The sequence below is a fragment of the Nonomuraea cavernae genome, from assembly GCF_040655715.1.
GTDB lineage: Bacteria > Actinomycetota > Actinomycetes > Streptosporangiales > Streptosporangiaceae > Nonomuraea > Nonomuraea cavernae_A.
Window position 1 is genome coordinate 121009 of record NZ_JBFAKL010000021.1, and the last position, 18818, is coordinate 139826.

The following is an 18818-nucleotide window of genomic DNA, read 5'->3' on the forward strand; positions in this document are numbered from 1 at the left end:
GCGCATGACGACCTTCATGCTGGCCGACACGACGGCCGGGAAGATCTCTTCCCAGCTCATGATGCTGCGCCACCAAATGGGCGCGCCCGCCGTCGGCATGGTGCTGACGCTGGTCGTGGTCTGCGAGGAACGTGACCAGTACGACTCGCTGCGCGCGGCCACCGAGGCGGCGCGCGAGCACCCGTCGCGCATCCTCGTGGTGATCAGCCGCGAGACCGACGAGCAGACCCGTCTCGACGCGGAGCTGCGCATCGGCGAGTCCACGCCGGGCGAGGTCGTGGTGCTGCGCCTGTACGGCGAGCTGACCCGGCACGCCGACTCAGTGGTCAGCCCGCTGCTGCTGCCCGACACGCCGGTCGTGGTGTGGTGGCCGGGAGACGCGCCCGCGGTGCCGTCCAAGGACCCGGTCGGGATGCTGGCCCAGCGGCGCATCACCGACGCCAGGCGCGCGACCGGCGACGGCGTCAAGACGCTGGCCACCAGAGCCAAGGGATACGCCCCCGGCGACACCGACCTGGCCTGGGCCCGGCTGACGCAGTGGCGCAGCCTGCTGGCGGCGGCGTTCGACCAGCCCGTGGGCAAGGTGCGCCGGGGCCTGATCGAGGCGTCGCCCGGCAACCCGAGCGCCCCGCTCATGGCGGCCTGGCTGTCGGAGCGCCTCGGCGCGCCGGTCAAGGTCGCCGACTCCGCCGGGCCCGGCATCACCTGCGTACGGCTGAGCGTGGCCGACGGCGATCTCTCGGTGGCCAGGAGCGACGCCCGGCTGGCCACGCTGTCGCGTCCGGGGCAGCCCGACCGGAACGTCGCGCTGGCCCGGCGGCACACCTCGGAGCTGCTGGCCGAGGAGCTGCGGCGGCTCGACTCCGACGAGACCTACGCGGCGGCGGTCAAGCGGCTGGCCCGCTCGTACAAACCCGACCCGAGTAAGTCCTGACCCGACCAGGTCCTGCCCTGGTCTTTTCACCCGTGAAAGAGTGGTTGCGTGAGCGTCCCCACGATTGTCGTCCACCGCGATGCCGACGTCCTGGCCAAGGCCGTGGCCGCGCGGATCATCACCCGGCTGGTCGACGCGCAGTCCGCGACGGGCTCGGCGTCGCTGGTGCTGACCGGGGGCACGGTCGGCACGGCGACCCTGGCCGCGATCGCCGCCACGCCCGCCCGTGACGCGGTCGACTGGCCTCGGCTCGACATCTGGTGGGGCGACGAGCGTTTCCTGCCCTCGGGCGATCCCGAGCGCAACGAGACCGGTGCCCGCCGGGCGCTGCTCGACCAGGTCGACGTCGATCCGGAGCGGGTGCACGTGATGCTGGGCCCCGACTCCGGCCTGACGGCGGAGGAGGCGGCCGACGCCTACGCCACCGAGGTGCGCAAGGCGGCCAGGCCGGAGGACCACGGCCCGGCGCCGTCGTTCGACGTGATGCTGCTCGGCATGGGCCCCGACGCGCACGTGGCCTCGTTGTTCCCCGGCATGCCCGCGCTCTACGACACGCGGCCGGTGGTGGCGGTGCACGGCTCCCCCAAGCCGCCGCCCACGCGCATCTCGCTGACGCTCCCGGTCATCCAGGCCTCGCGCGAGGTGTGGGTGATCGCGGCGGGCGAGGAGAAGTCGGGCGCCGTGCGACTCGCGCTGTCGGAATCGGGCCCGGTCCAGGTGCCGGCCGCGGGGGCGCGTGGCCGGGGCCGGACGTTGTTCCTGCTGGACCGTGCGGCCGCCGGCAAGATCCCGCCGGGCCTGGGCCGCATCGCCTCTCCCTAACCTGTCGCGACGAGCGCGTCGATCTCGGCCAGGAGTGCCTGCTTGCGGTCCGCGGCCAGGTAGGACGCGGTCACGCCGTCGCGGGCGAACCCGGCCAGCCGCTCCCTGCCGAACCCGAAGACGCGGGCCACGGTCCGGTACTCATCGGCCAGCGTGGTGGCGAACATGGGCGGGTCGTCGCTGCCCAGCGTCACGAACAGGCCCTCCTCCAGCAGCCGCGGCAGCGGGTGGTCCTCGATGCGGGCCACCTGGCCGGTGCGGACGTTGGACGTCGGGCAGACGTCCAGCGGGAGCTGCCGCTCGCGCAGGCAGGCCACCAGGCGGTCGTCCTGGAGGCAGGAGATGCCGTGTCCGACGCGCTCGGCCCCGAGGCCGTCGACGACCTCCCAGATCGTCTCGGGACCGGTCATCTCGCCGCCGTGCGGGACGCTGTGCAGCCCGGCGGCTCGGGCGGCGGCGAACGCGTCGCGGAAGGCGTCACGGTAGGGCGGACGCTCCTGCTCGATCCCGCCGAGGCCGAAACCTACCAGCGCGGCGGGAGGTTCCTCCAGCGCGTGGGCCAGGGTCACCTTGGCGGCCTCGGCGCCGTACTCGCCGGGGATGTCGAAGATGTAGGCCATCTCGACCCCGTACTCGACCGGCGCGCGGCGGGCCGCGATGTCCAGCGCCTCGGTCACCTCGCGCATCGGCATGCCGACCTGATGGTGGGCGTACGGGGTGACCTGGAGCTCGGCGTAGCGGGCCCCCTGCTCCGACAGGTCGCGAGCCAGGCCGAGCACCAGGGCGGCCACGTCCTCCGGCTCCCTGACCAGGGCGTTGACCGCCGCGTACACCCGGGCGAAGTGCGGGAAGTCGGTGAAGGCGTAGAACGCGCGCAGCTCCTCCTCGTTGGTGGGCACGCCGCCGTCCGGGTGGCGGCGGGCCAGCTCCAGGACCGTGGCGACGGAGGCGGAGCCGATCAGGTGGACATGCAGCTCGACCTTGGGCAGCGCGACGATGAAGGCGTCGAGTGACGCGTCGAAGATCATGGCCACGACCATAAGCCTGCGTTTCGCCATCCGGACAGCTTTCACGGCCGAATCTCACATGAAACTGTCAGCTTTCGGTTCATGAGGGGAATGCGGTCAGCGTTCGAGCCGTCAACGTTCGAGCCGTCAGCGTTCGAGCCTCCGGCGCGCGAGGCGCTCCTCGCGCCGGGCCACCTCCAGCCGCTGTTCGGCCTCGCCGAGCTTCCTGCGCGCCTTCGCCAGCTTCTTCTCGACCGTGGCGACCTTCTCGGCGCGGACGCGATGCTCCTCAGCGGCGGCGGCCACCGCGTCCCGCCACTCCTCGTAGGCCGCCTCGGCCTCCTGGCGCTCCCGAGCCCGCCGCTCCTCCGCCTCCTGGCGCTCCCGAGCCCGCCGCTCCTCCGCCTCCTGGCGCTCCCGAGCCCGCCGCTCCTCGGCCTCCTGCCCTCCCCTGGCCCCGATCCCCTCACCCTCGCCCTCGGCGCCCTGTTTCCCCCTCCGGGCCGCGGGCCCGTCCCGGAGCACGGGAGCGGGGGCGAAGCCGCTGTAGCTGAGCGGCTTGACCAGGCGGCCTCGCCGCACCTGGGCGGCCGCGTCGGCGTCCACCACGGCCGCGTCGAGCGTCTGGTCGACCTCGGCCGCCGCCGCGGCCGACAGCCGGGCGCCCTCCTTGACCAGGTGGCTCACCCTGCCGGTGAGGTCGCCGCGCCGCCGGGTGAGCTCGGTCAGCGCGTCGGCGTCGTGCCCCTCCCACGCGGCCCGCAGTTGCTCCCCCAGGTCGAACAGCTCCTGGAGCTCGCCGGGGTGCAGGCGGGCGGCCCGGTTCAGCGCCCAGGCCGAGACCGTGGGCTTGCGCAGCCCGGTTATCTCGCGGGCCAGCCCGGCCTCGCCCGCGGCCTTGGCCTCGCCCGCCTCGGCCGTACGCGCGGCGGTGAACTCGGACGGCGGGAGCGCGTAGAGCCGGTCGGCCACCTCGTCAAGATCCACAATGGTGAGATACCCCACATTCGCCGTTTTGTAGCGCATAGTGGAGGCAGGCATTCGAACGGAGGCCGCAGGTGTTCGAGCGCTTCACCGACCGTGCCCGCAAGGTCGTCGTCCTCGCCCAGGAGGAGGCCCGGACGATGCGCCACACCTACATCGGCACCGAGCACCTCCTGCTCGGCCTCCTCCACCAGGGCGAAGGGGTGGCCGGGACGACCCTGGAGAGCTTCGGCGTGGACTTGGAGGGCGTCCGCGCGTTCATCGCGCGAGAGGTGGTGCCCGGCGACCAGGAGCCGGGCGGCCACATCCCGTTCACCCCGCGCGCCAAGAAGGTGCTGGAGCTCTCGCTGCGCGAGGCCCTGCAACTGCGGCACACCTACATCGGCACCGAGCACATCCTGCTGGGCCTGCTGCGCGAGGGCGAGGGGCTGGGCGCCCAGGCGCTCACCGACGCGGGAGTCGACCTGGCCGAGGCGCGCCAGCGGGTGATCCACCGCGTGGGCCGCCACAGGGACAGGCCGGGCGACCTCCCCTTCGCCGGCGCCTCGATGCTGGGCGAGCGGCTCGCCCGGATCCAGGAGAGCCTCGACCGCATCGAGCGCCACCTCGGGATCCGGCGGCCGCCCGGGCCGGAGGACGCGGCGCGGGAGGAGTCAGGCTGACGCCAGCGCGCCGACGGGCAGCCGGGCCTCCACGACGCCGGGGTCCTCGGTGTAGCCGATCGTGGCGCCCAGCGACAGCAGCAGTCTGCGCATGCGTACGTTGTCGGACAGCATCGAGGCCCTGACCTCGGCGTAACCGAGGTCGCGCGCCTCCCTCACCAGCATCGTGGCCAGTGCCCTGCCCAGACCGCGCCCCTGCCAGCGGTCCTCGACCAGGAACGCCATCTCGGCGATGCCCGGATCGGGGGTGAACATCAGGTTGGCCATCGCGACCACCTGCCCGTCGTGCCCGGCGACCAGGGACTGGCCGCGATTGCGGTCGCAGAGCCGGTCGAACATGCGCGGAGGCAGCGTCGGCATCGAGGTGAAGTAGCGGAACCGGCGCGCCTCCGGCGAGCAGCGATCGTGCAGGTCTCGCACGGCCTCGCGGTAGATCGTGGTGAGCGGGCGGACGGTGACCTCCGCGCCGTCGGCCAGCTTGGCCGAGCGCTCGGCGCCCGCTCGTTCCGCGGGCGGCTGGGCGAGCCGGGCGAAGGAGGCCGCCCTGGCGGCCTCGGTCAGCGTGAAGGGCAGCTCGCCACGGCGCAGGCGCACGGCTCGCCTGGCCGCCACGGGCACGATGAGCTGGGTCGGATCCGGCAGGTCACTCACCGCTTCACCATAGATCCACCGCGCGTCGTCCGCGCGCAGCAGCTCGGCCAGCAGCTCGGGCAGCCGCCACGGCATGGACCTCAGCCTGGAGGCCAGCAGCAGGGCGCGGGTCGGCTCGTCGGTCAGCTCGTGGGCGGTCGCGGGGACGACCTGCACCCTGCGCCCGCCCGCCGCCTCCAGCGCCTCGCGAACGGTCTCGGGGGTCGCGGGGATGTCGGCGACGAACTCGTCGACGGTGCCGTCGGCATCGGACTGGACGCTCAGGCCGAGAATGTTGCCGCCCCGTGCGGCCAGGGCGGCGGCGAGGGAGGCGAGCCGGCCGGGCCGCTCGTCAACCGTGGTGCGGATGCGCAAGAATCCCATGGCCACGAGCATGCCGGAGGGCTGTTACGCGATCGCTACCACCGCGTTTCATGTAGCAAGATATGTGGCCATATATGTGTAAATGTCTCTTCGCCCGGATTGACCGGCGGTGAGGTGCTTCATCCCGGCCGCACGGTCCGCTGGACGCCCCGCTCCCCCGGTGCTCCGGGCCGGAAACCCCGGTCGTGCCCCGGCCGGCACAGCCAGACAGGAGATCGATGGACATCCTCTTCCGGGGCGGGCGCGCCTTCACCCCGACGGGCGGCTTCGCCGAGGCCGTGCTGGTCCGCGACGGCGTGATCGCCGCCGTGGGCGGCGAGCGGGAGCTGGCGCGGCTGTCGCCGGCCCACGAGACCGTCGACCTGGCGGGCGGGCTACTGGTGCCGGGGTTCACGGACGCGCACGTGCATCCGGTGCAGGCGGGCCTGGAGCGCGCCAAGTGCGACCTGTCAGAAATCTACGGACTCGACGCGTACATCGAGAAGATCGCAGACTATGCGGCGGAAAATCCTGAAAAGGAGTGGATCGATGGCGGTGGGTGGGACATGTCGGCCTTCCCGGGCGGGCTGCCGCACCGGAGCCTGCTCGACTTCGCCGACCGGCCCGTCTACCTGATCCAGCGGGACCACCACGCCGCCTGGGTCAGCACCCGCGCGCTCGAACGAGCCGGGATCACCCGCGACACCCCCGACCCGGCCGACGGCCGCATCGAGCGCGACCCCGACGGCACTCCCAGCGGCGTGCTGCACGAGGGCGCGATGGACCTGGTCGGCCTGCTCACGCCCCGGCCCTCGGCCGGCGACCTCGACGCGGCGCTGGCCGAGGCCGAGCGCCACCTGTTCTCGCTGGGTGTCACCGGATGGCAGGACGCCATCGTGGGCTCCTACGCGGGCTCCGACGACCAGTTGCCCACCTACCTGTCCGGGGCCCGCTCCGGCAGGCTCAGGGCGCGCGTGGTGGGGGCGCTGTGGTGGGACAGGACCCGCGGCCTCGACCAGATCGAGGAGCTGGTCGCCCGGCGTGCCTCGGCCGAGGGGCTCGACCGGTTCGCGGCCACCTCGGTGAAGATCATGCAGGACGGCATCACCGAGAACTTCACGGCCGCCACACTGGAGCCCTACTGCCGGTGCGGCGGCACCGGCCTGTCCTACGTGGACCCGGCCAAGCTCAAGGAGTACGTCGCCGAGCTCGACCGGCTCGGCTTCCAGGTGCACTTCCACGCGATCGGCGAGCGGGCGGTGCGCGAGGCGCTCGACAGCTTCGAGGGCACCGACCCGGCCAACCGCCACCACATCGCGCACCTGCAGATCATCGAGCCGTCCGACGTGCCGCGCTTCGCCGCCCTCGGCGTCACGGCCAACCTGCAACCGCTGTGGGCCACGCACCACGCCCAGATGGACGAGCTGACGCTGCCGTTCCTCGGCGAGCCGCGCTCGTCCTGGCAGTATCCGTTCGCCGGTCTGCTGGCCCACGGCACCAGGCTCTGCGCGGGCAGCGACTGGCCGGTGTCGAGCGCCGACCCGCTGCAGGGCCTGCACGTGGCGGTCAACCGGACCGAGCCGGGTGGTTCGGTGCACGCGGGCTATCCCACCGCGGGCACGCCGTTCCTGCCCGGCCAGCGCATCGCTCTCGCGGCCGCGCTGAGCGCCTACACGACGGGCTCGGCGTGGATCAACCACTCGCCGGCGGGGGCCATCGAGCCGGGCCGCCCGGCCGACCTGGTCGTGCTCGACCGTGACCCGTTCACACTGCCCGCCCAGGACATCTGGACCACCGGGGTCGCCATGACGTTCGTGGACGGCGAGGCCGTCTACCGGCGGCCCGGCTCGTAACGGCCCTGCTCGTATCTACCCCGGCATGCGAAAGGCCCCGGCACGTGCCGGGGCCTCTCGACCGTCCTGCGGGAAGGACTCGCCTACCAGGGGGACTTGGTGTTGCGCAGGCGCTCGAGCGCCTCCTCGAGAATCGCCTTGCCGTCCTTGTCGCTCCTGCGCTCCTTCACGTAAGCCAGGTGCGTCTTGTACGGCTCGTTCTTGGGCGGGGCAGGCGGGGCCTGCTCGTCCTGTCCGGCCGGGAGGCCGCAACGCGGGCAGTCCCACATCTCGGGAACCGCCGCGTCACTCGCGAAACTGGGGCGCGTCTCATGCATGTTGGCGCACCAGAACGAGACCCGCACTCTCGGAGCTGCCTCGCCGCGCTCGGCCTCCCCCATCGGGCCGGCGCCGACACGGCTGCCACGGATCGCGTTGCCACTACCCACGGATGAACTCCTCGCTTGATCGCCCCGCACGGGGCGGGGAGAGAAACACTGTCACGCGTCAGACGGCTCAGGGCCTCACGAGCAGACCGAGAGCGACGATGCAGATGAACCAGATCACGCCCGTGATGACCGTCAGCCGGTCGAGGTTGCGCTCCACCACGGAGGAACCTCCGAAGTTCGACGAGAAGCCACCGCCGAACATGTCAGACAGGCCGCCACCCTTGCCCTTGTGGAGCAGGACGAGCAGGATCATGAGAAGGCTCGCCAGGATGAGGGCGATGGAGATTCCGAGTTCCACGGTATGCCTGTTCCTTCAATGCTCTGTTACGCGCGACGATTCAAACTTGCTTCTAGAGGGTACGGCCTGCTGTCAAGTCGCACCCTCCGAACGGCTCAGTTAGCCGGGCATATCGGAAAACCGGCAGATCTTCACGAACTCACCGGCATCGATGCTGGCACCGCCCACGAGCGCGCCGTCGACATCCGGCTGAGCCATGATGCCGGCGATGTTGCCTGACTTGACCGATCCTCCGTAAAGGATACGTACCGCCGAGGCCACTTCGGGGTCGTACAGCTCAGCGAGTCGCACTCGCAGAGCCGCGCAGACCTCCTGGGCGTCCTCGGGCGTGGCCACCTCGCCGGTGCCGATCGCCCACACGGGCTCGTAGGCCACCACTATCGATTGTGCCTGCTTGGCCGAGACCTTGCGCAGCGCGCCCTCAAGCTGGGCGAGCGTGTGCGCCACCTGCTCGCCCGCCTGGCGCACCGCCAGCCCCTCGCCCACGCACAGGATGGGGGTGAGCGAGTGCCGGTAGGCCGCCTGCACCTTGAGGTTGACGATGTCGTCGTCCTCGCGGTGGTACTGGCGCCGCTCCGAGTGTCCGACCAGGACGAACGTGCAGCTGAGCTTGGCCAGCATGGCGCCGGAGATCTCGCCCGTGTAGGCCCCGGCGTCGTGCTGGGACAGGTCCTGCGCGCCATAGACGACCCGCAGTTTGTCGCCGTCGACGAGCGTCTGCACGCTGCGCAGGTCGGTGAAGGGCGGCAGGACCGCGACCTCCACCTTGTCGAAGTCCTTGTCGGAGAACGCGAAGGCCAGTTTCTGGACCAGCGCGATCGCCTCAAGGTGGTTGAGGTTCATCTTCCAGTTGCCGGCGATGAGCGGCTTTCGCACGTCAGTCCTCCAGGGCGGCGAGTCCGGGGAGGGTCTTGCCCTCAAGGTATTCGAGGCTCGCCCCGCCACCGGTGGAGATGTGGGAGAAGCCGTCTTCGGGCAGGCCCAGCTTGCGCACGGCCGCCGCGGAGTCGCCGCCGCCGACGACGGTGAACGCCTCCGAGCCGATCAGCGCCTCGGCCACCGCCCGGGTGCCATCGGCGAACTCGTCGAACTCGAACACGCCCATGGGGCCGTTCCAGAAGACGGTGCGGGCGTCGGCCAGCTTGCCCGCGAACAGCTCGCGCGTCTTCGGCCCGATGTCCAGCCCCTGCCGGTCGGCCGGGATCGCGGTCGCCTCCACCACGTCGTAGGGCGCGTCCTCGGCGAAGTGCGTGGCGGCCAGCACGTCGACCGGCAGCACCAGGTCGACGCCCTGCTTGGCCGCCTCGTTGAGGAAGCCGCGCACCTGGTCGAGCTGGTCCTGCTGGAGCAGCGAGCCGCCAACCTCGTGGCCCTGGGCCTTGAGGAAGGTGTAGGCCATGCCGCCGCCGACGAGCAGCCGGTCGACCTTGGTCAGCAGGTTGGCGATGACGCCGAGCTTGTCGGACACCTTCGCGCCGCCGAGCACGACCACGTAGGGCCGCTCGGTGGCCTCGGTGAGCTTGCGCAGCACCTCGACCTCGGCCACTACCAGCCCGCCCGCGGCGTGCGGCAGCAGCCGGGGCACGTCGTAGACGCTGGCGTGCTTGCGGTGCACCGCCCCGAACCCGTCGCCGACGTAGAGCTCGGCGAGCCCCGCCAGCCGCTCGGCGAAGGCCTGGCGCGTGGCGTCGTCCTTGGACTCCTCGCCGGGCTCGTACCTGAGGTTCTCCAGCAGGGCGACCTGGCCCTCCTGGAGCTCCTCCGCGACGCCCTGGGCGCTCGGGCCGACCACGTCGGTAGCGAAGACCACGTCCTGGCCGAGCAACTCGCCCAGGCGCCGGGCCACCGGCCGCAGCGAGAACTCGGGCTTCACCTGGCCCTTGGGACGGCCCAGGTGGGCGCAGACGATGACCTTCGCGCCCCGGTCCACCAGGGTCCGGATCGTCGGCACCGACGCGCGGATGCGCCCGTCGTCGGTGATCGTCTCACCGTCGAGGGGGACGTTGAGGTCGGCGCGCACGAGCACGCGCCGCCCTTTCACGTCGAGATCGTCAAGCGTGCGCAACTGTGCTCCTTCGTGCGTCCTCGTCGTGGCGCGCTCCTGCCCGCGGAAGCGGCTGCCGCGTCACAGGTCGGTGCCCACCAGCTCGATGAGGTCGACGAGGCGGTTGGAGTAGCCCCACTCGTTGTCGTACCAGCCGACGACCTTGACCTGGTTGCCGAGCGCCTTGGTGAGGCCGGCGTCGAAGATGCAGGAGGCCGGGTCGGTGACGATGTCGGAGGAGACGATGTCGTCCTCGGTGTAGGACAGGATGCCCTTGAGCGGGCCGTCGGCGGCGGCCTTGACCGCGGCGTTGACCTCCTCGGCCGTGACCTCGCGGGCGAGGTCGACGGTGAGGTCGGTGGCCGAGCCGGTGGGGATCGGCACGCGCATCGCGAAGCCGTCGAGCTTGCCCTTGAGCTCGGGCAGCACCAGGCCGATGGCCTTGGCGGCGCCGGTGGAGGTGGGCACCACGTTGAGCGCGGCGGCGCGGGCGCGGCGCAGGTCCTTGTGCGGGCCGTCCTGGAGGTTCTGGTCCTGCGTGTAGGCGTGGATCGTGGTCATCAGGCCCTTCTCGATGGTGAAGGTGTCGTGGAGCACCTTCGCCATCGGGGCCAGGCAGTTGGTGGTGCAGGAGGCGTTGGAGATGATCGTGTCGGTGGCCGGGTTGTAGAGACCCTGGTTGACACCCATCACGATCGTGATGTCCTCGTTCTTGGCCGGAGCCGAGATGATGACCTTCTTGGCGCCGTTGTCGGCGTGCACCCTGGCCTTGTTGGCGTCGGTGAACAGGCCGGTCGACTCGACCACCACATCGACGCCCAGGTCGCCCCAGGGCAGCTTGGCCGGGTCACGCTCCTCGAAGACCTTGATCGCCTTGCCGTCGACGGTGATCTCGTCACTGGACGCCTTCACCTCGTAGGGGAGGCGGCCGAGGATGCTGTCGTACTTCAGCAGGTGGGCGAGCGTCGCGTTGTCGGTCAGGTCGTTGACCGCGACGATCTCGATGTCCTTACCGCTGGCAGCGACAGCACGCCAGAAGTTGCGACCGATACGGCCGAAGCCGTTGACGCCTACGCGGATGCTCACGGAAACCGATCTCCTCGTGCATGATGGCGGGCTAATCCTCAACCATGAACCCTATCGGACCGTAATTGGTTTAGACCACGTGCACCCCCGGTGTGTGAATGGCGGTTCGGGGAGCGTGATTTGCGAGCTTCGAGTAAAGTGCCCGACTCATCAGAGTAAATTCCGGCATTCTCTGGGGGGCTGAGATGTCACAACGCCGGTCCGGCCTGCTGTCTGGCCTGGTCATGGGTTTTATCGCGATGCTCGTCTGCGGGGTCGGGCTCGGGTCCGTCATCGTGTTCTGGGACTACCTGCCGGTGTTCGCACGCACCTACGGTGACGGCGTCCCGCTGCTGTCCGCGCTCGCGTTCGTCGCCGGCCTGCTGGTCGGCTGGGCGATCCGCCTGGTCAGGGCGCGCAGCCTGGTGCTGCCCTGGGCCGCGGCGCTGTACGCGACGGCGGCCGTGCCGATGGGCTGGATCGGGGGATCCGCACCGTACAGCCACCTGACGCTCGGTGGGGGCCGGGCCGATCCGCTCACGCTGACCGTCGACGACTTCCTGAACGGCCTGCCCTACGCGGCGCAGTCCATCTGGAGGGCGTTCACGAGCTCGTGGGAGCCATGGGCGCCCCTGGCGGCGGCGGCGATCCCGGCGCTCGTGCTCGCCCGCGCGCTGCGCATGCGCCGCGGCACCCGGGCAGCGGCCAAGGGCACCTCGAAGGACGAGCCCGTGAAGGTGCGGCCCGAGCCGGAGTATCGGGCTCCCTTCGAACCGGCCCAGTCCACCAGCACGCCGGTCCCGCCCGTGGGCGACCTGTTCGCCCCCCGAAAGCCCTCCCAGGAGTGATCCGCCGCAGGGTGCCACGCCCAGCCCACCACAGGGTCACGTGAGCGCCACAACCGGCTTCGGGACGATCGCCATGTCATGCCCACGGAAGCACCACGCCACGCCCACGGAAGCACCACGCCACGCCCGCGCGAGCACCACGCTCACGGCAACCGAAGGCCCGCAGGGACCTGGCAACGGCCCGCCCGCCCGGAGACGGACCCGTGGCGCACCTGGCGGGCGAAGCTGCGGCGTGCCTCGCGGCCGGGGCGGTCAGGGGGCCAGCATGTCCACGGTGAGGTTGGCCTCGGTGTTGGGGACGCCCAGGTCGGAGGCGCGTTTGTCGGCCATGGCGAGCAACCTGCGGATGCGGCCCGCGATGGCGTCCTTGGTCAGCGGCGGGTCGGCGATCTGCCCCAGCTCCTCCAGAGACGCCTGCTTGTGCTCGACCCGCAGCCGCCCGGCCACCACCAAGTGGTCCGGCGCCTCGTTGCCGAGGATCTCCAGCGCCCGCTGCACCCGGGCGCCCGCCGCCACCGCGGCCCGCGCCGAGCGCCGCAGGTTGGCGTCGTCGAAGTTGGCCAGCCGGTTGGCCGTCGCCCGGACCTCCCGGCGCATCCGGCGCTCCTCCCAGGCGAGCACGCTGTCGTGCGCCCCCAGCCGGGTCAGCAGCGCGCTGATCGCGTCGCCGTCTCGCACCACGACCCGGTCGACACCGCGCACCTCGCGGGCCTTGGCGTGGATCTTCAGCCGCCGCGCCGACCCCACCAGCGCCAGCGCCGCCTCCGGCCCCGGGCAGGTGACCTCGAGCGACATCGAGCGGCCCGGCTCGGTGAGCGACCCGTGCGCCAGGAACGCCCCCCGCCAGGCGGCCTCGGCATCGCAGGAGGCACCCGCCACGACCTGGCGGGGCAGCCCGCGCACGGGCCGGCCGTGGTTGTCGATCAGACCCGTCTGCCGGGCCAGCGCCTCACCGTCGCGGTAGACGCGTACGACGTAGCGAGAGCCCTTGCGCAACCCGGCGGGCGCGAGCACGAGCACCTCCGCCTTGTGACCGAACACCTCGCTGATGTCCTTGATCAGCCGCCGCGCGGTGGCATTGGTGTCGAGCTCCGCCTCGATCACGATGCGCCCGCCCACCAGGTGCAGGCCGCTGGCGAACCGCAGCAGCGTGGAGACCTCGGCCTTTCGGCAGCAGGGCTTCAGCACCGGCAGTCGGCTCAGCTCGTCCTTGACCACACCCGTCATCGCCATAAGCGTTTAGTCCTCCCCCATTCAGACCGGCTCCCAGTCTCTCGTACCTTCAAGCCCCGCCGACCAGGATCAACGCTTCTGGAGGAAAATCTCGTCAAGGACGGAGGCAAGACGTCGTGGGTCGTGCCGGGGCGAGCCGTCGGAGGCGGCCACGTCGGCCATGACAAGTCGCCCACCGAGTGCGGCGGCGGCTTTGTCCAGCGCGCCGGGGTCGTCGACCACGCCGGTGTCGGCGAGCACGATGTCCACCGAAAGGTCGGGAGCGTGCTGTCTGAGCACCTCCAGGTGCTGCTGGGGCGAGAAGTCGTCGGTCTCGCCGGCCTGCGGGGCGAGGTTGAGCGTGACGAGCCGCCTGGCCCTGGTCTCGTGCAGCGCCCTGGCCAGCTCGGGCACCTTGAGATGCGGCAGCACGCTGGTGAACCACGATCCGGGCCCGAACACCACCCAGTCGGCCCGCAGGATCGCCTCCACGGCTTCGGGACGGGCGGGCGGGTCCTCCGGGACCAGCGAGATCGCCTGCACCCGGCCGGGGGTGAGCGCGCAGGCCACCTGCCCGCACACGGTGGAGATGACGCCGTCGAGCTCCACCTCGGCCACGATGTCGAGCGGCACCGACGCCATCGGCAGCACCCGGCCCCGCGCGCCGAGCAGCCGCCCCACCCAGTCGAGCCCCTGCACGGGGTCGCCGAGCAGCTCCCACAGCGCCACGATCAGCAGATTGCCGACGGCGTGCCCGTGCAGGTCACCCTCACTACGGAAGCGGTGCTGGACGACCTCGCTCCAGGTGATGCCCCACTCGTCGTCGCCGCAGAGCGCGGCCAGGGCCATCCGCAGGTCGCCGGGCGGCAGCACGCCGAGCTCCCGCCTGAGCCTGCCGCTGGACCCGCCGTCGTCGGCCACGGTCACCACGGCGGTGAGGGCGTCGGTCACCGACCGGAGCGCGGACAGCGAGGCGTGCAGCCCGTGCCCGCCGCCGAGAGCCACCACCCGCGGCGCCCGCTCTCCGGAGCGCGGTGCCCCAGCCGCGCTCCCGGAGACGCCGTCCACCGGCGTGCCGGTTATGGGGACGTGCGCCGTGGCCGGACGGAGGGGATAGGCCGAGGCCGGACCGCCGGACGCCGCAGAGGGACGGGCGGCGCCTGAGCTTTCGCTGTCATCGGTCACTCCCGGCCCACATCCCGGTGACTCACCTGGACCTCCATGCCGCGGTCACGCAGCCGGCCGGCGACCTGCTCGGCCATGGCCACGCTGCGGTGCTTGCCGCCCGTGCAGCCCACGGCCAGCGTCGCGTAGCTCTTGCCCTCTCGGGCGTAGCCGGTCGCGACCACCCGCAGGACCTCCTCGTAGGCGTCGAGGAACTCCTTGGCACCGGGCTGACCGAGCACGTAGTCGCGGACCGGCGCGTCGAGACCGTTCATCGGCCGCAGCTCCGGCACCCAGTGCGGGTTGGGCAGGAATCGGCAGTCGACGACGAGGTCGGCGTCGACCGGCAGGCCGTACTTGAACCCGAACGAGACCACGTTGACCCGCAGACCCGGGCGATCCTCACCACCGAAGAAGTTTACGATCTTGTTGCGCAGCTCGTGCACGTTGTGCGAGGAGGTGTCGATGACCAGGTCGGCGTTGGCCCGCACCTCGCGCAGGATGCCGCGCTCGCGGGTGATGCCGTCGACCAGCCTGCCCTCGCCCTGCAGGGGGTGGGGACGGCGGACGTTCTCGAAGCGGCGCACCAGCTCCTCGTCGCTGGCCTCGAGGAACACCACGCGCACCCGCACGCCCCGGGTCTCGAGCTCTTCGATGGCGGCGTTGAGGTCGGTGGTGAAGGCCAGGCTGCGCACGTCGACGACCGCGGCCACCTTGTCGGCGGCCAGTTTGACCCTGCCCGCCTCCTCGGCCATGGCGAACAGCAGCCCGGGCGGCAGGTTGTCGATGACGAACCAGCCGAGGTCCTCCAGGGCCTTGGCCGCGGTGCTGCGTCCCGCCCCCGACATGCCGGTGACGATGACGAACGCCGGCTCCATGCTCATTGCCTCACTCCTGCTCATTGCCGCATTGCCGAACTCCGCTCGGCCGCTCGGTCGCAGCACTCCGTCGCGGTGGCGGGGTGTTCACGATGACTCCCCCTTCAGCGTTGACGCGATCACGTCGGCGGTCGACGGGCCGATGCCGGGGACCTGGCAGATCTCGGCGACGGTGGCCTCGCGCAGCTTCTTCACGGAGCCGAAGTGCCTGAGCAGCGCCTGTCGCCGCGCCGGGCCGAGACCCGGCACGCTGTCGAGCGCGCTCTCCTTGACGGTCTTTGACCTCTTGGAACGATGGTAGGTGATGGCGAACCGGTGCGCCTCGTCCCTGACACGCTGCAGCAGGTAGAGGCCCTCGCTTGACCGAGGCATGATGACCGGCTGGTCGTCGCCGGGCAGCCACACCTCCTCCAGCCGCTTGGCCAGGCCGCAGACCGCGACGTCGTCGATGCCGAGCTCGTCGAGCGCGCGCTGGGCGGCGGCCGCCTGCGGGCCCGCGCCGTCGACCACGACGAGGTTGGGCGGGTAGGCGAACTTGCGGGGCTTGCCCGTCTCGGGGTCGATGGGGCTGTGGGCGTCGTCGTCGGGGGCCAGTTCGCCCGTGGCCGAGCGTTCCTCCAGGTAGCGCCGGAACCGCCGCATGATCACCTCGTGGATCGAGGCGACGTCGCCTTCCTTGGTCTTGATGGCGAAGCGACGGTATTCGCTCTTGCGGGCCAGGCCGTCCTCGAAGACCACCATCGACGCCACGACGTTCTCGCCCTGCAGATGGGAGACGTCGTAGCACTCGATGCGCAGGGGCACCTGGTCGAGATCGAGCGCGTCGGCGATCTCCTGCAGCGCCTTGCTGCGCGTCGTCAGGTCGCCGGCCCGGCGGATCTTGTGCTGGGCGAGCGACTCCTTGGCGTTGCGCTCGACGGTCTCCATCAGCGCCTTCTTGTCGCCTCGCTGCGGCACCCGCACCTCGACCCGGGCCCGGCGCTGCTCGGACAGCAGTTCGGTGACCGCCTCGGCGTCGGGCGGCAGCGCGGCCACGAGCACCTCGCGGGGCATCGACTCGGGGCTGGCCTCGGCGTACATCTGCAGCAGGAACTGCTCGATCAGCTCGCCGGGCGAGGTCTCCTCGACCTTGTCGACGACCCAGCCGCGCTGGCCGCGGATGCGGCCGGCGCGCACGTAGAAGACTTGAACGGCGGCTTCGAGCGGATCCTCCGCGAGCGCGATCACGTCGGCGTCGGTGGCCTCGCCGAGCACGACGGCCTGCTTCTCCAGGGCCCGCTGCAGCGCCTGGATGTCGTCGCGCAGCCTGGCGGCCCGTTCGTACTCCTGCTCGCTCGCGGCCTCGCGCATCTCCTTCTCGAGCCGCCGGATGAAGCGGCTCGTGTTGCCGGCCATGAAGTCGCAGAAGTCCTCGGCGAGGGCGCGGTGCTCCTCGGGGGTGACCCTGCCGACGCAGGGCGCGGAGCACTTGTCGATGTAGCCCAGCAGGCACGGCCGGCCGATCTGGCCCGCCCGCTTGAACACCCCGGCGCTGCAGGTGCGGACCGGGAAGACGCGCAGCAGCAGGTCGACGGTCTCGCGGATGGCCCAGGCGTGGGAGTAGGGGCCGAAGTAGCGGGTGCCCTTGCGCTTGGCGCCGCGCATGACCTGCACGCGCGGGAAGTCCTCGCTCATCGTGACCGCGAGGTAGGGATAGGACTTGTCGTCGCGGTATTTGACGTTGAAGCGGGGGTCGAACTCCTTGATCCAGGAGTATTCGAGCTGTAGCGCCTCGACCTCGGTGCCCACGACGGTCCAGTCGACCCCGGTCGCGGTGTTGAGCATCGACTGGGTGCGCGGGTGGAGCGCGGTGATGTCGGTGAAGTAGGAGTTGAGCCGCTGCCGGAGGCTCTTGGCCTTGCCGACGTAGATCACGCGGCCGTGACCGTCCCGGAACCGGTAGACCCCCGGCGAATCAGGGATCGAGCCTGGCTTGGGCCGGAAACTCAGGGAGCTGCCCACTGATCTCACCACGACCAAAGCCTAATGGCCCGCACCGACAGGAAGGCCCGCCGTACGCTCTGTCCTGGTACGGCGGGCCCGGGGTCAGGCCAGGGTGATCTGGTCGCCCTCCACTTTGATCGCCGTCTCGGCGAGCGGCCCCTTGGGCGGCCCGCCCGCCACCGATCCGTCCTCGATCTTGTACTTGCCGCCGTGGCACGGGCACTCGATCAGGCCGTTGGCGACGCTCGCGACCGTGCAGCCCTGGTGGGTGCAGATCGCGGTGTACGCCTTGAAGTCGCCCGCGGTGGGCTGCGTCACCACGATCTTCCGGTCCTTGAAGACCGTTCCCCCGCCCACCGGGATGTCGGTGGTCCTGCCCAGTGCGCCGCCCGCCGCGCCGGGCTCGGCTGGACCGGTCGCCGCCGCGTTGCTCGGAGTGTCGGTGTCCGCCCCGCAGGCGGTGAGCGCGAGCGCCAGGCCACCGGCGCCCACACCCGCGATCACCGCCCGGCGGCTCTGAAGGTCATCTGCCATGCGGCCAGGTAACCGCACGCAGGTGAGAAATTCATGAAAGGCGCCTCAAGCGAGCATGATCTTGTCGCCATCTACCTTGATCTTCTTCTCGGGCAACGGGTCGCCGGCGGGCCCACCGGCCACCGATCCGTCGGCGATGTCGAACTTGCTGCCGTGGCAGGGACAGTTGATCGTCCCGTTGGAGACACTGGCCACCGTGCAGCCTTGGTGGGTGCACACCGCGCTGAACGCCCTGAACTCACCCTCCTGCGGCTGGGTGACGACCACCTTCTGGCTCTCGAAGATCTTCCCGCCACCCGAGGGAATGTCGGAGGTGTCGGCGAGCGCCTTCGCCTTCGCCTTCTTCTTCGGCGCCGCGGACGACGGCTCCTCGGGCAGAGGCTCGGCACTCGCCTGTGTCGCGGGATCGCCGTAGCTCGCACACGCGGTCAGCACCACGGCGAGCCCTGCGCTTCCGGCTCCGAGCACCACTGTCCGGCGCGTCGTTTCGGTCATGGTCGGTCCTCCCAGGTTCGGGTCTCACTACAGGTACGGCCAGCGCCCTCAGGCTGGTTCAGCCTGACGTGAGCCGATCCCGGGAACCACGCACAATTACCGGTTCACACCACCACGATGCCGTCGCCCTCGACCTTGACCTGGTAGGCGGCCAGCTGGCCGGTCGCGGGCCCCTTGAGTGCCTTGCCGGTGTCGACCGCGAACTCACTGCCGTGGCACGGGCAGGTCATGACGTTGTCCCTGGGAGAGCCGACCGCGCAGCCGCGGTGCGGGCACACCGCGCTGAACGCCTTGTAGACGCCCTCGGTGGGCTGGGTGACCACGATCTTCCACCGGTCGACGACCGTGCCGCCGCCGACGGGCACGTCGGCCGTCTTGGCGATGACCTGCCCCTTGATGCCCTGCACCCGCTCCGGCTCGGCGGCGTTCGCGCCGCAACCGGCCAGCGCCAGGCCACACGCCGCTACTCCGGCCACCCCCAGCGCCTCACGCCTCCCGATCTCGGGCATGGCGGAGCCCCGCTCCGAACTCCTCATGTAATGCCGCCCCTCCCCGTCGCCCCTGATCTCCTGCAGGTCAGGCAGTGTCACATTTCACTTTATGGGCGGTACCCC

General features: G+C 71.1%; 19 protein-coding genes and 1 pseudogene. 5 read left to right on the plus strand and 15 right to left on the minus strand.

Annotated elements, in window-relative coordinates:
- The first annotated feature begins 4 nt into the window (after positions 1-4).
- Both AB0I38_RS27830 and pgl read left to right on the plus strand, forming a co-directional pair.
- Positions 5-934: a glucose-6-phosphate dehydrogenase assembly protein OpcA gene (locus AB0I38_RS27830; protein WP_358479038.1), complete on the plus strand. Its 930-nt coding sequence runs from the start codon at positions 5-7 to the stop codon at positions 932-934.
- A 48-nt stretch (positions 935-982) separates the two neighbouring features.
- Positions 983-1756: a 6-phosphogluconolactonase gene (pgl, locus tag AB0I38_RS27835; RefSeq protein WP_358479046.1), complete on the plus strand. Its 774-nt coding sequence runs from the start codon at positions 983-985 to the stop codon at positions 1754-1756.
- Here pgl and add read toward each other — a convergent pair.
- Together add and AB0I38_RS27845 are read right to left on the minus strand one after the other, a co-directional pair.
- Positions 1753-2784 (minus strand): adenosine deaminase, encoded by a 1032-nt coding sequence (gene add, locus AB0I38_RS27840; RefSeq protein WP_358479051.1) that lies wholly within the window; start codon positions 2782-2784, stop codon positions 1753-1755. The two genes, pgl and add, sit on opposite strands and share 4 nt — an antisense overlap.
- A 126-nt stretch (positions 2785-2910) precedes the next feature.
- A complete protein-coding gene (locus AB0I38_RS27845) occupies positions 2911-3750 on the minus strand; it encodes a hypothetical protein (RefSeq protein WP_358479054.1) in 840 nt (279 codons plus the stop codon).
- 71 nt (positions 3751-3821) lie between these two features.
- On the opposite strand from AB0I38_RS27845, the pseudogene AB0I38_RS27850 reads away from it, so the two are divergent.
- Positions 3822-4238 (plus strand): annotated as a pseudogene (locus AB0I38_RS27850) (Clp protease N-terminal domain-containing protein); the annotation flags it as partial.
- 162 nt (positions 4239-4400) lie between these two features.
- Here AB0I38_RS27850 and AB0I38_RS27855 read toward each other — a convergent pair.
- On the minus strand, positions 4401-5423 hold the full coding sequence (locus tag AB0I38_RS27855; protein ID WP_358479060.1) for a GNAT family N-acetyltransferase: 1023 nt from the start codon (positions 5421-5423) through the stop codon (positions 4401-4403).
- 218 nt (positions 5424-5641) lie between these two features.
- On the opposite strand from AB0I38_RS27855, the gene AB0I38_RS27860 reads away from it, so the two are divergent.
- Positions 5642-7255: an amidohydrolase gene (locus AB0I38_RS27860; protein ID WP_358479064.1), complete on the plus strand. Its 1614-nt coding sequence runs from the start codon at positions 5642-5644 to the stop codon at positions 7253-7255.
- A gap of 83 nt (positions 7256-7338) precedes the next feature.
- On the opposite strand, the gene AB0I38_RS27865 is transcribed toward AB0I38_RS27860, so the two are convergent.
- From AB0I38_RS27865 to gap, 5 genes are all read right to left on the minus strand, one after another.
- Positions 7339-7683 (minus strand): RNA polymerase-binding protein RbpA, encoded by a 345-nt coding sequence (locus AB0I38_RS27865; protein WP_113703949.1) that lies wholly within the window; start codon positions 7681-7683, stop codon positions 7339-7341.
- Between the two features lie 67 nt (positions 7684-7750).
- Positions 7751-7981, minus strand: a complete 231-nt coding sequence (gene secG, locus AB0I38_RS27870; protein WP_189126854.1) for a preprotein translocase subunit SecG — start codon at positions 7979-7981, stop codon at positions 7751-7753.
- A gap of 99 nt (positions 7982-8080) precedes the next feature.
- Positions 8081-8857, minus strand: a complete 777-nt coding sequence (gene tpiA, locus AB0I38_RS27875; RefSeq protein WP_358479092.1) for a triose-phosphate isomerase — start codon at positions 8855-8857, stop codon at positions 8081-8083.
- A 1-nt stretch (position 8858) separates the two neighbouring features.
- Entirely contained in the window at positions 8859-10046 is a 1188-nt protein-coding gene (locus tag AB0I38_RS27880) for a phosphoglycerate kinase (RefSeq protein ID WP_358479102.1), read from the minus strand.
- A 60-nt stretch (positions 10047-10106) separates the two neighbouring features.
- Positions 10107-11111: a type I glyceraldehyde-3-phosphate dehydrogenase gene (gene gap / locus AB0I38_RS27885; RefSeq protein WP_358479121.1), complete on the minus strand. Its 1005-nt coding sequence runs from the start codon at positions 11109-11111 to the stop codon at positions 10107-10109.
- Positions 11112-11296: 185 nt separating this feature from the next.
- On the opposite strand from gap, the gene AB0I38_RS27890 reads away from it, so the two are divergent.
- Positions 11297-11938: a hypothetical protein gene (locus AB0I38_RS27890; RefSeq protein ID WP_358479134.1), complete on the plus strand. Its 642-nt coding sequence runs from the start codon at positions 11297-11299 to the stop codon at positions 11936-11938.
- 252 nt (positions 11939-12190) lie between these two features.
- Here the strand turns inward: AB0I38_RS27890 and whiA are convergent, their stop codons facing one another.
- The 7 genes from whiA to AB0I38_RS27925 form a co-directional block, all read right to left on the minus strand.
- The gene (gene whiA, locus AB0I38_RS27895) at positions 12191-13171 is read right to left on the minus strand and encodes a DNA-binding protein WhiA (protein WP_358479144.1); all 981 of its coding nucleotides are present in this window, start codon (positions 13169-13171) and stop codon (positions 12191-12193) included.
- A gap of 69 nt (positions 13172-13240) precedes the next feature.
- Complete coding sequence (locus AB0I38_RS27900) at positions 13241-14158, minus strand: gluconeogenesis factor YvcK family protein (protein ID WP_358479158.1); 918 nt, start codon at positions 14156-14158, stop codon at positions 13241-13243.
- Positions 14159-14331: 173 nt separating this feature from the next.
- The gene (rapZ, locus tag AB0I38_RS27905) at positions 14332-15198 is read right to left on the minus strand and encodes an RNase adapter RapZ (protein WP_358479166.1); all 867 of its coding nucleotides are present in this window, start codon (positions 15196-15198) and stop codon (positions 14332-14334) included.
- Between the two features lie 81 nt (positions 15199-15279).
- The gene (gene uvrC, locus AB0I38_RS27910; protein WP_358479541.1) at positions 15280-17193 is read right to left on the minus strand and encodes an excinuclease ABC subunit UvrC; all 1914 of its coding nucleotides are present in this window, start codon (positions 17191-17193) and stop codon (positions 15280-15282) included.
- Positions 17194-17277: 84 nt separating this feature from the next.
- On the minus strand, positions 17278-17709 hold the full coding sequence (locus AB0I38_RS27915) for a Rieske (2Fe-2S) protein (protein ID WP_358479180.1): 432 nt from the start codon (positions 17707-17709) through the stop codon (positions 17278-17280).
- 45 nt (positions 17710-17754) lie between these two features.
- Positions 17755-18204, minus strand: a complete 450-nt coding sequence (locus AB0I38_RS27920) for a Rieske (2Fe-2S) protein (protein ID WP_358479192.1) — start codon at positions 18202-18204, stop codon at positions 17755-17757.
- A 104-nt stretch (positions 18205-18308) separates the two neighbouring features.
- On the minus strand, positions 18309-18794 hold the full coding sequence (locus tag AB0I38_RS27925; RefSeq protein WP_358479197.1) for a Rieske (2Fe-2S) protein: 486 nt from the start codon (positions 18792-18794) through the stop codon (positions 18309-18311).
- Between the last annotated feature and the right edge of the window lie 24 nt (positions 18795-18818).

Coding starts and splice junctions, on each gene's coding strand:
- add (WP_358479051.1), bottom strand. CDS start 2,784: ATGATCTTCGACGCGTCACTCGACGCCTTCATCGTCGCGCTGCCCAAG.
- AB0I38_RS27860 (WP_358479064.1), top strand. CDS start 5,642: ATGGACATCCTCTTCCGGGGCGGGCGCGCCTTCACCCCGACGGGCGGC.
- whiA (WP_358479144.1), bottom strand. CDS start 13,171: ATGGCGATGACGGGTGTGGTCAAGGACGAGCTGAGCCGACTGCCGGTG.
- rapZ (WP_358479166.1), bottom strand. CDS start 15,198: ATGAGCATGGAGCCGGCGTTCGTCATCGTCACCGGCATGTCGGGGGCG.
- AB0I38_RS27890 (WP_358479134.1), top strand. CDS start 11,297: ATGTCACAACGCCGGTCCGGCCTGCTGTCTGGCCTGGTCATGGGTTTT.
- AB0I38_RS27855 (WP_358479060.1), bottom strand. CDS start 5,423: ATGGGATTCTTGCGCATCCGCACCACGGTTGACGAGCGGCCCGGCCGG.
- AB0I38_RS27830 (WP_358479038.1), top strand. CDS start 5: ATGACGACCTTCATGCTGGCCGACACGACGGCCGGGAAGATCTCTTCC.
- AB0I38_RS27920 (WP_358479192.1), bottom strand. CDS start 18,204: ATGACCGAAACGACGCGCCGGACAGTGGTGCTCGGAGCCGGAAGCGCA.
- AB0I38_RS27915 (WP_358479180.1), bottom strand. CDS start 17,709: ATGGCAGATGACCTTCAGAGCCGCCGGGCGGTGATCGCGGGTGTGGGC.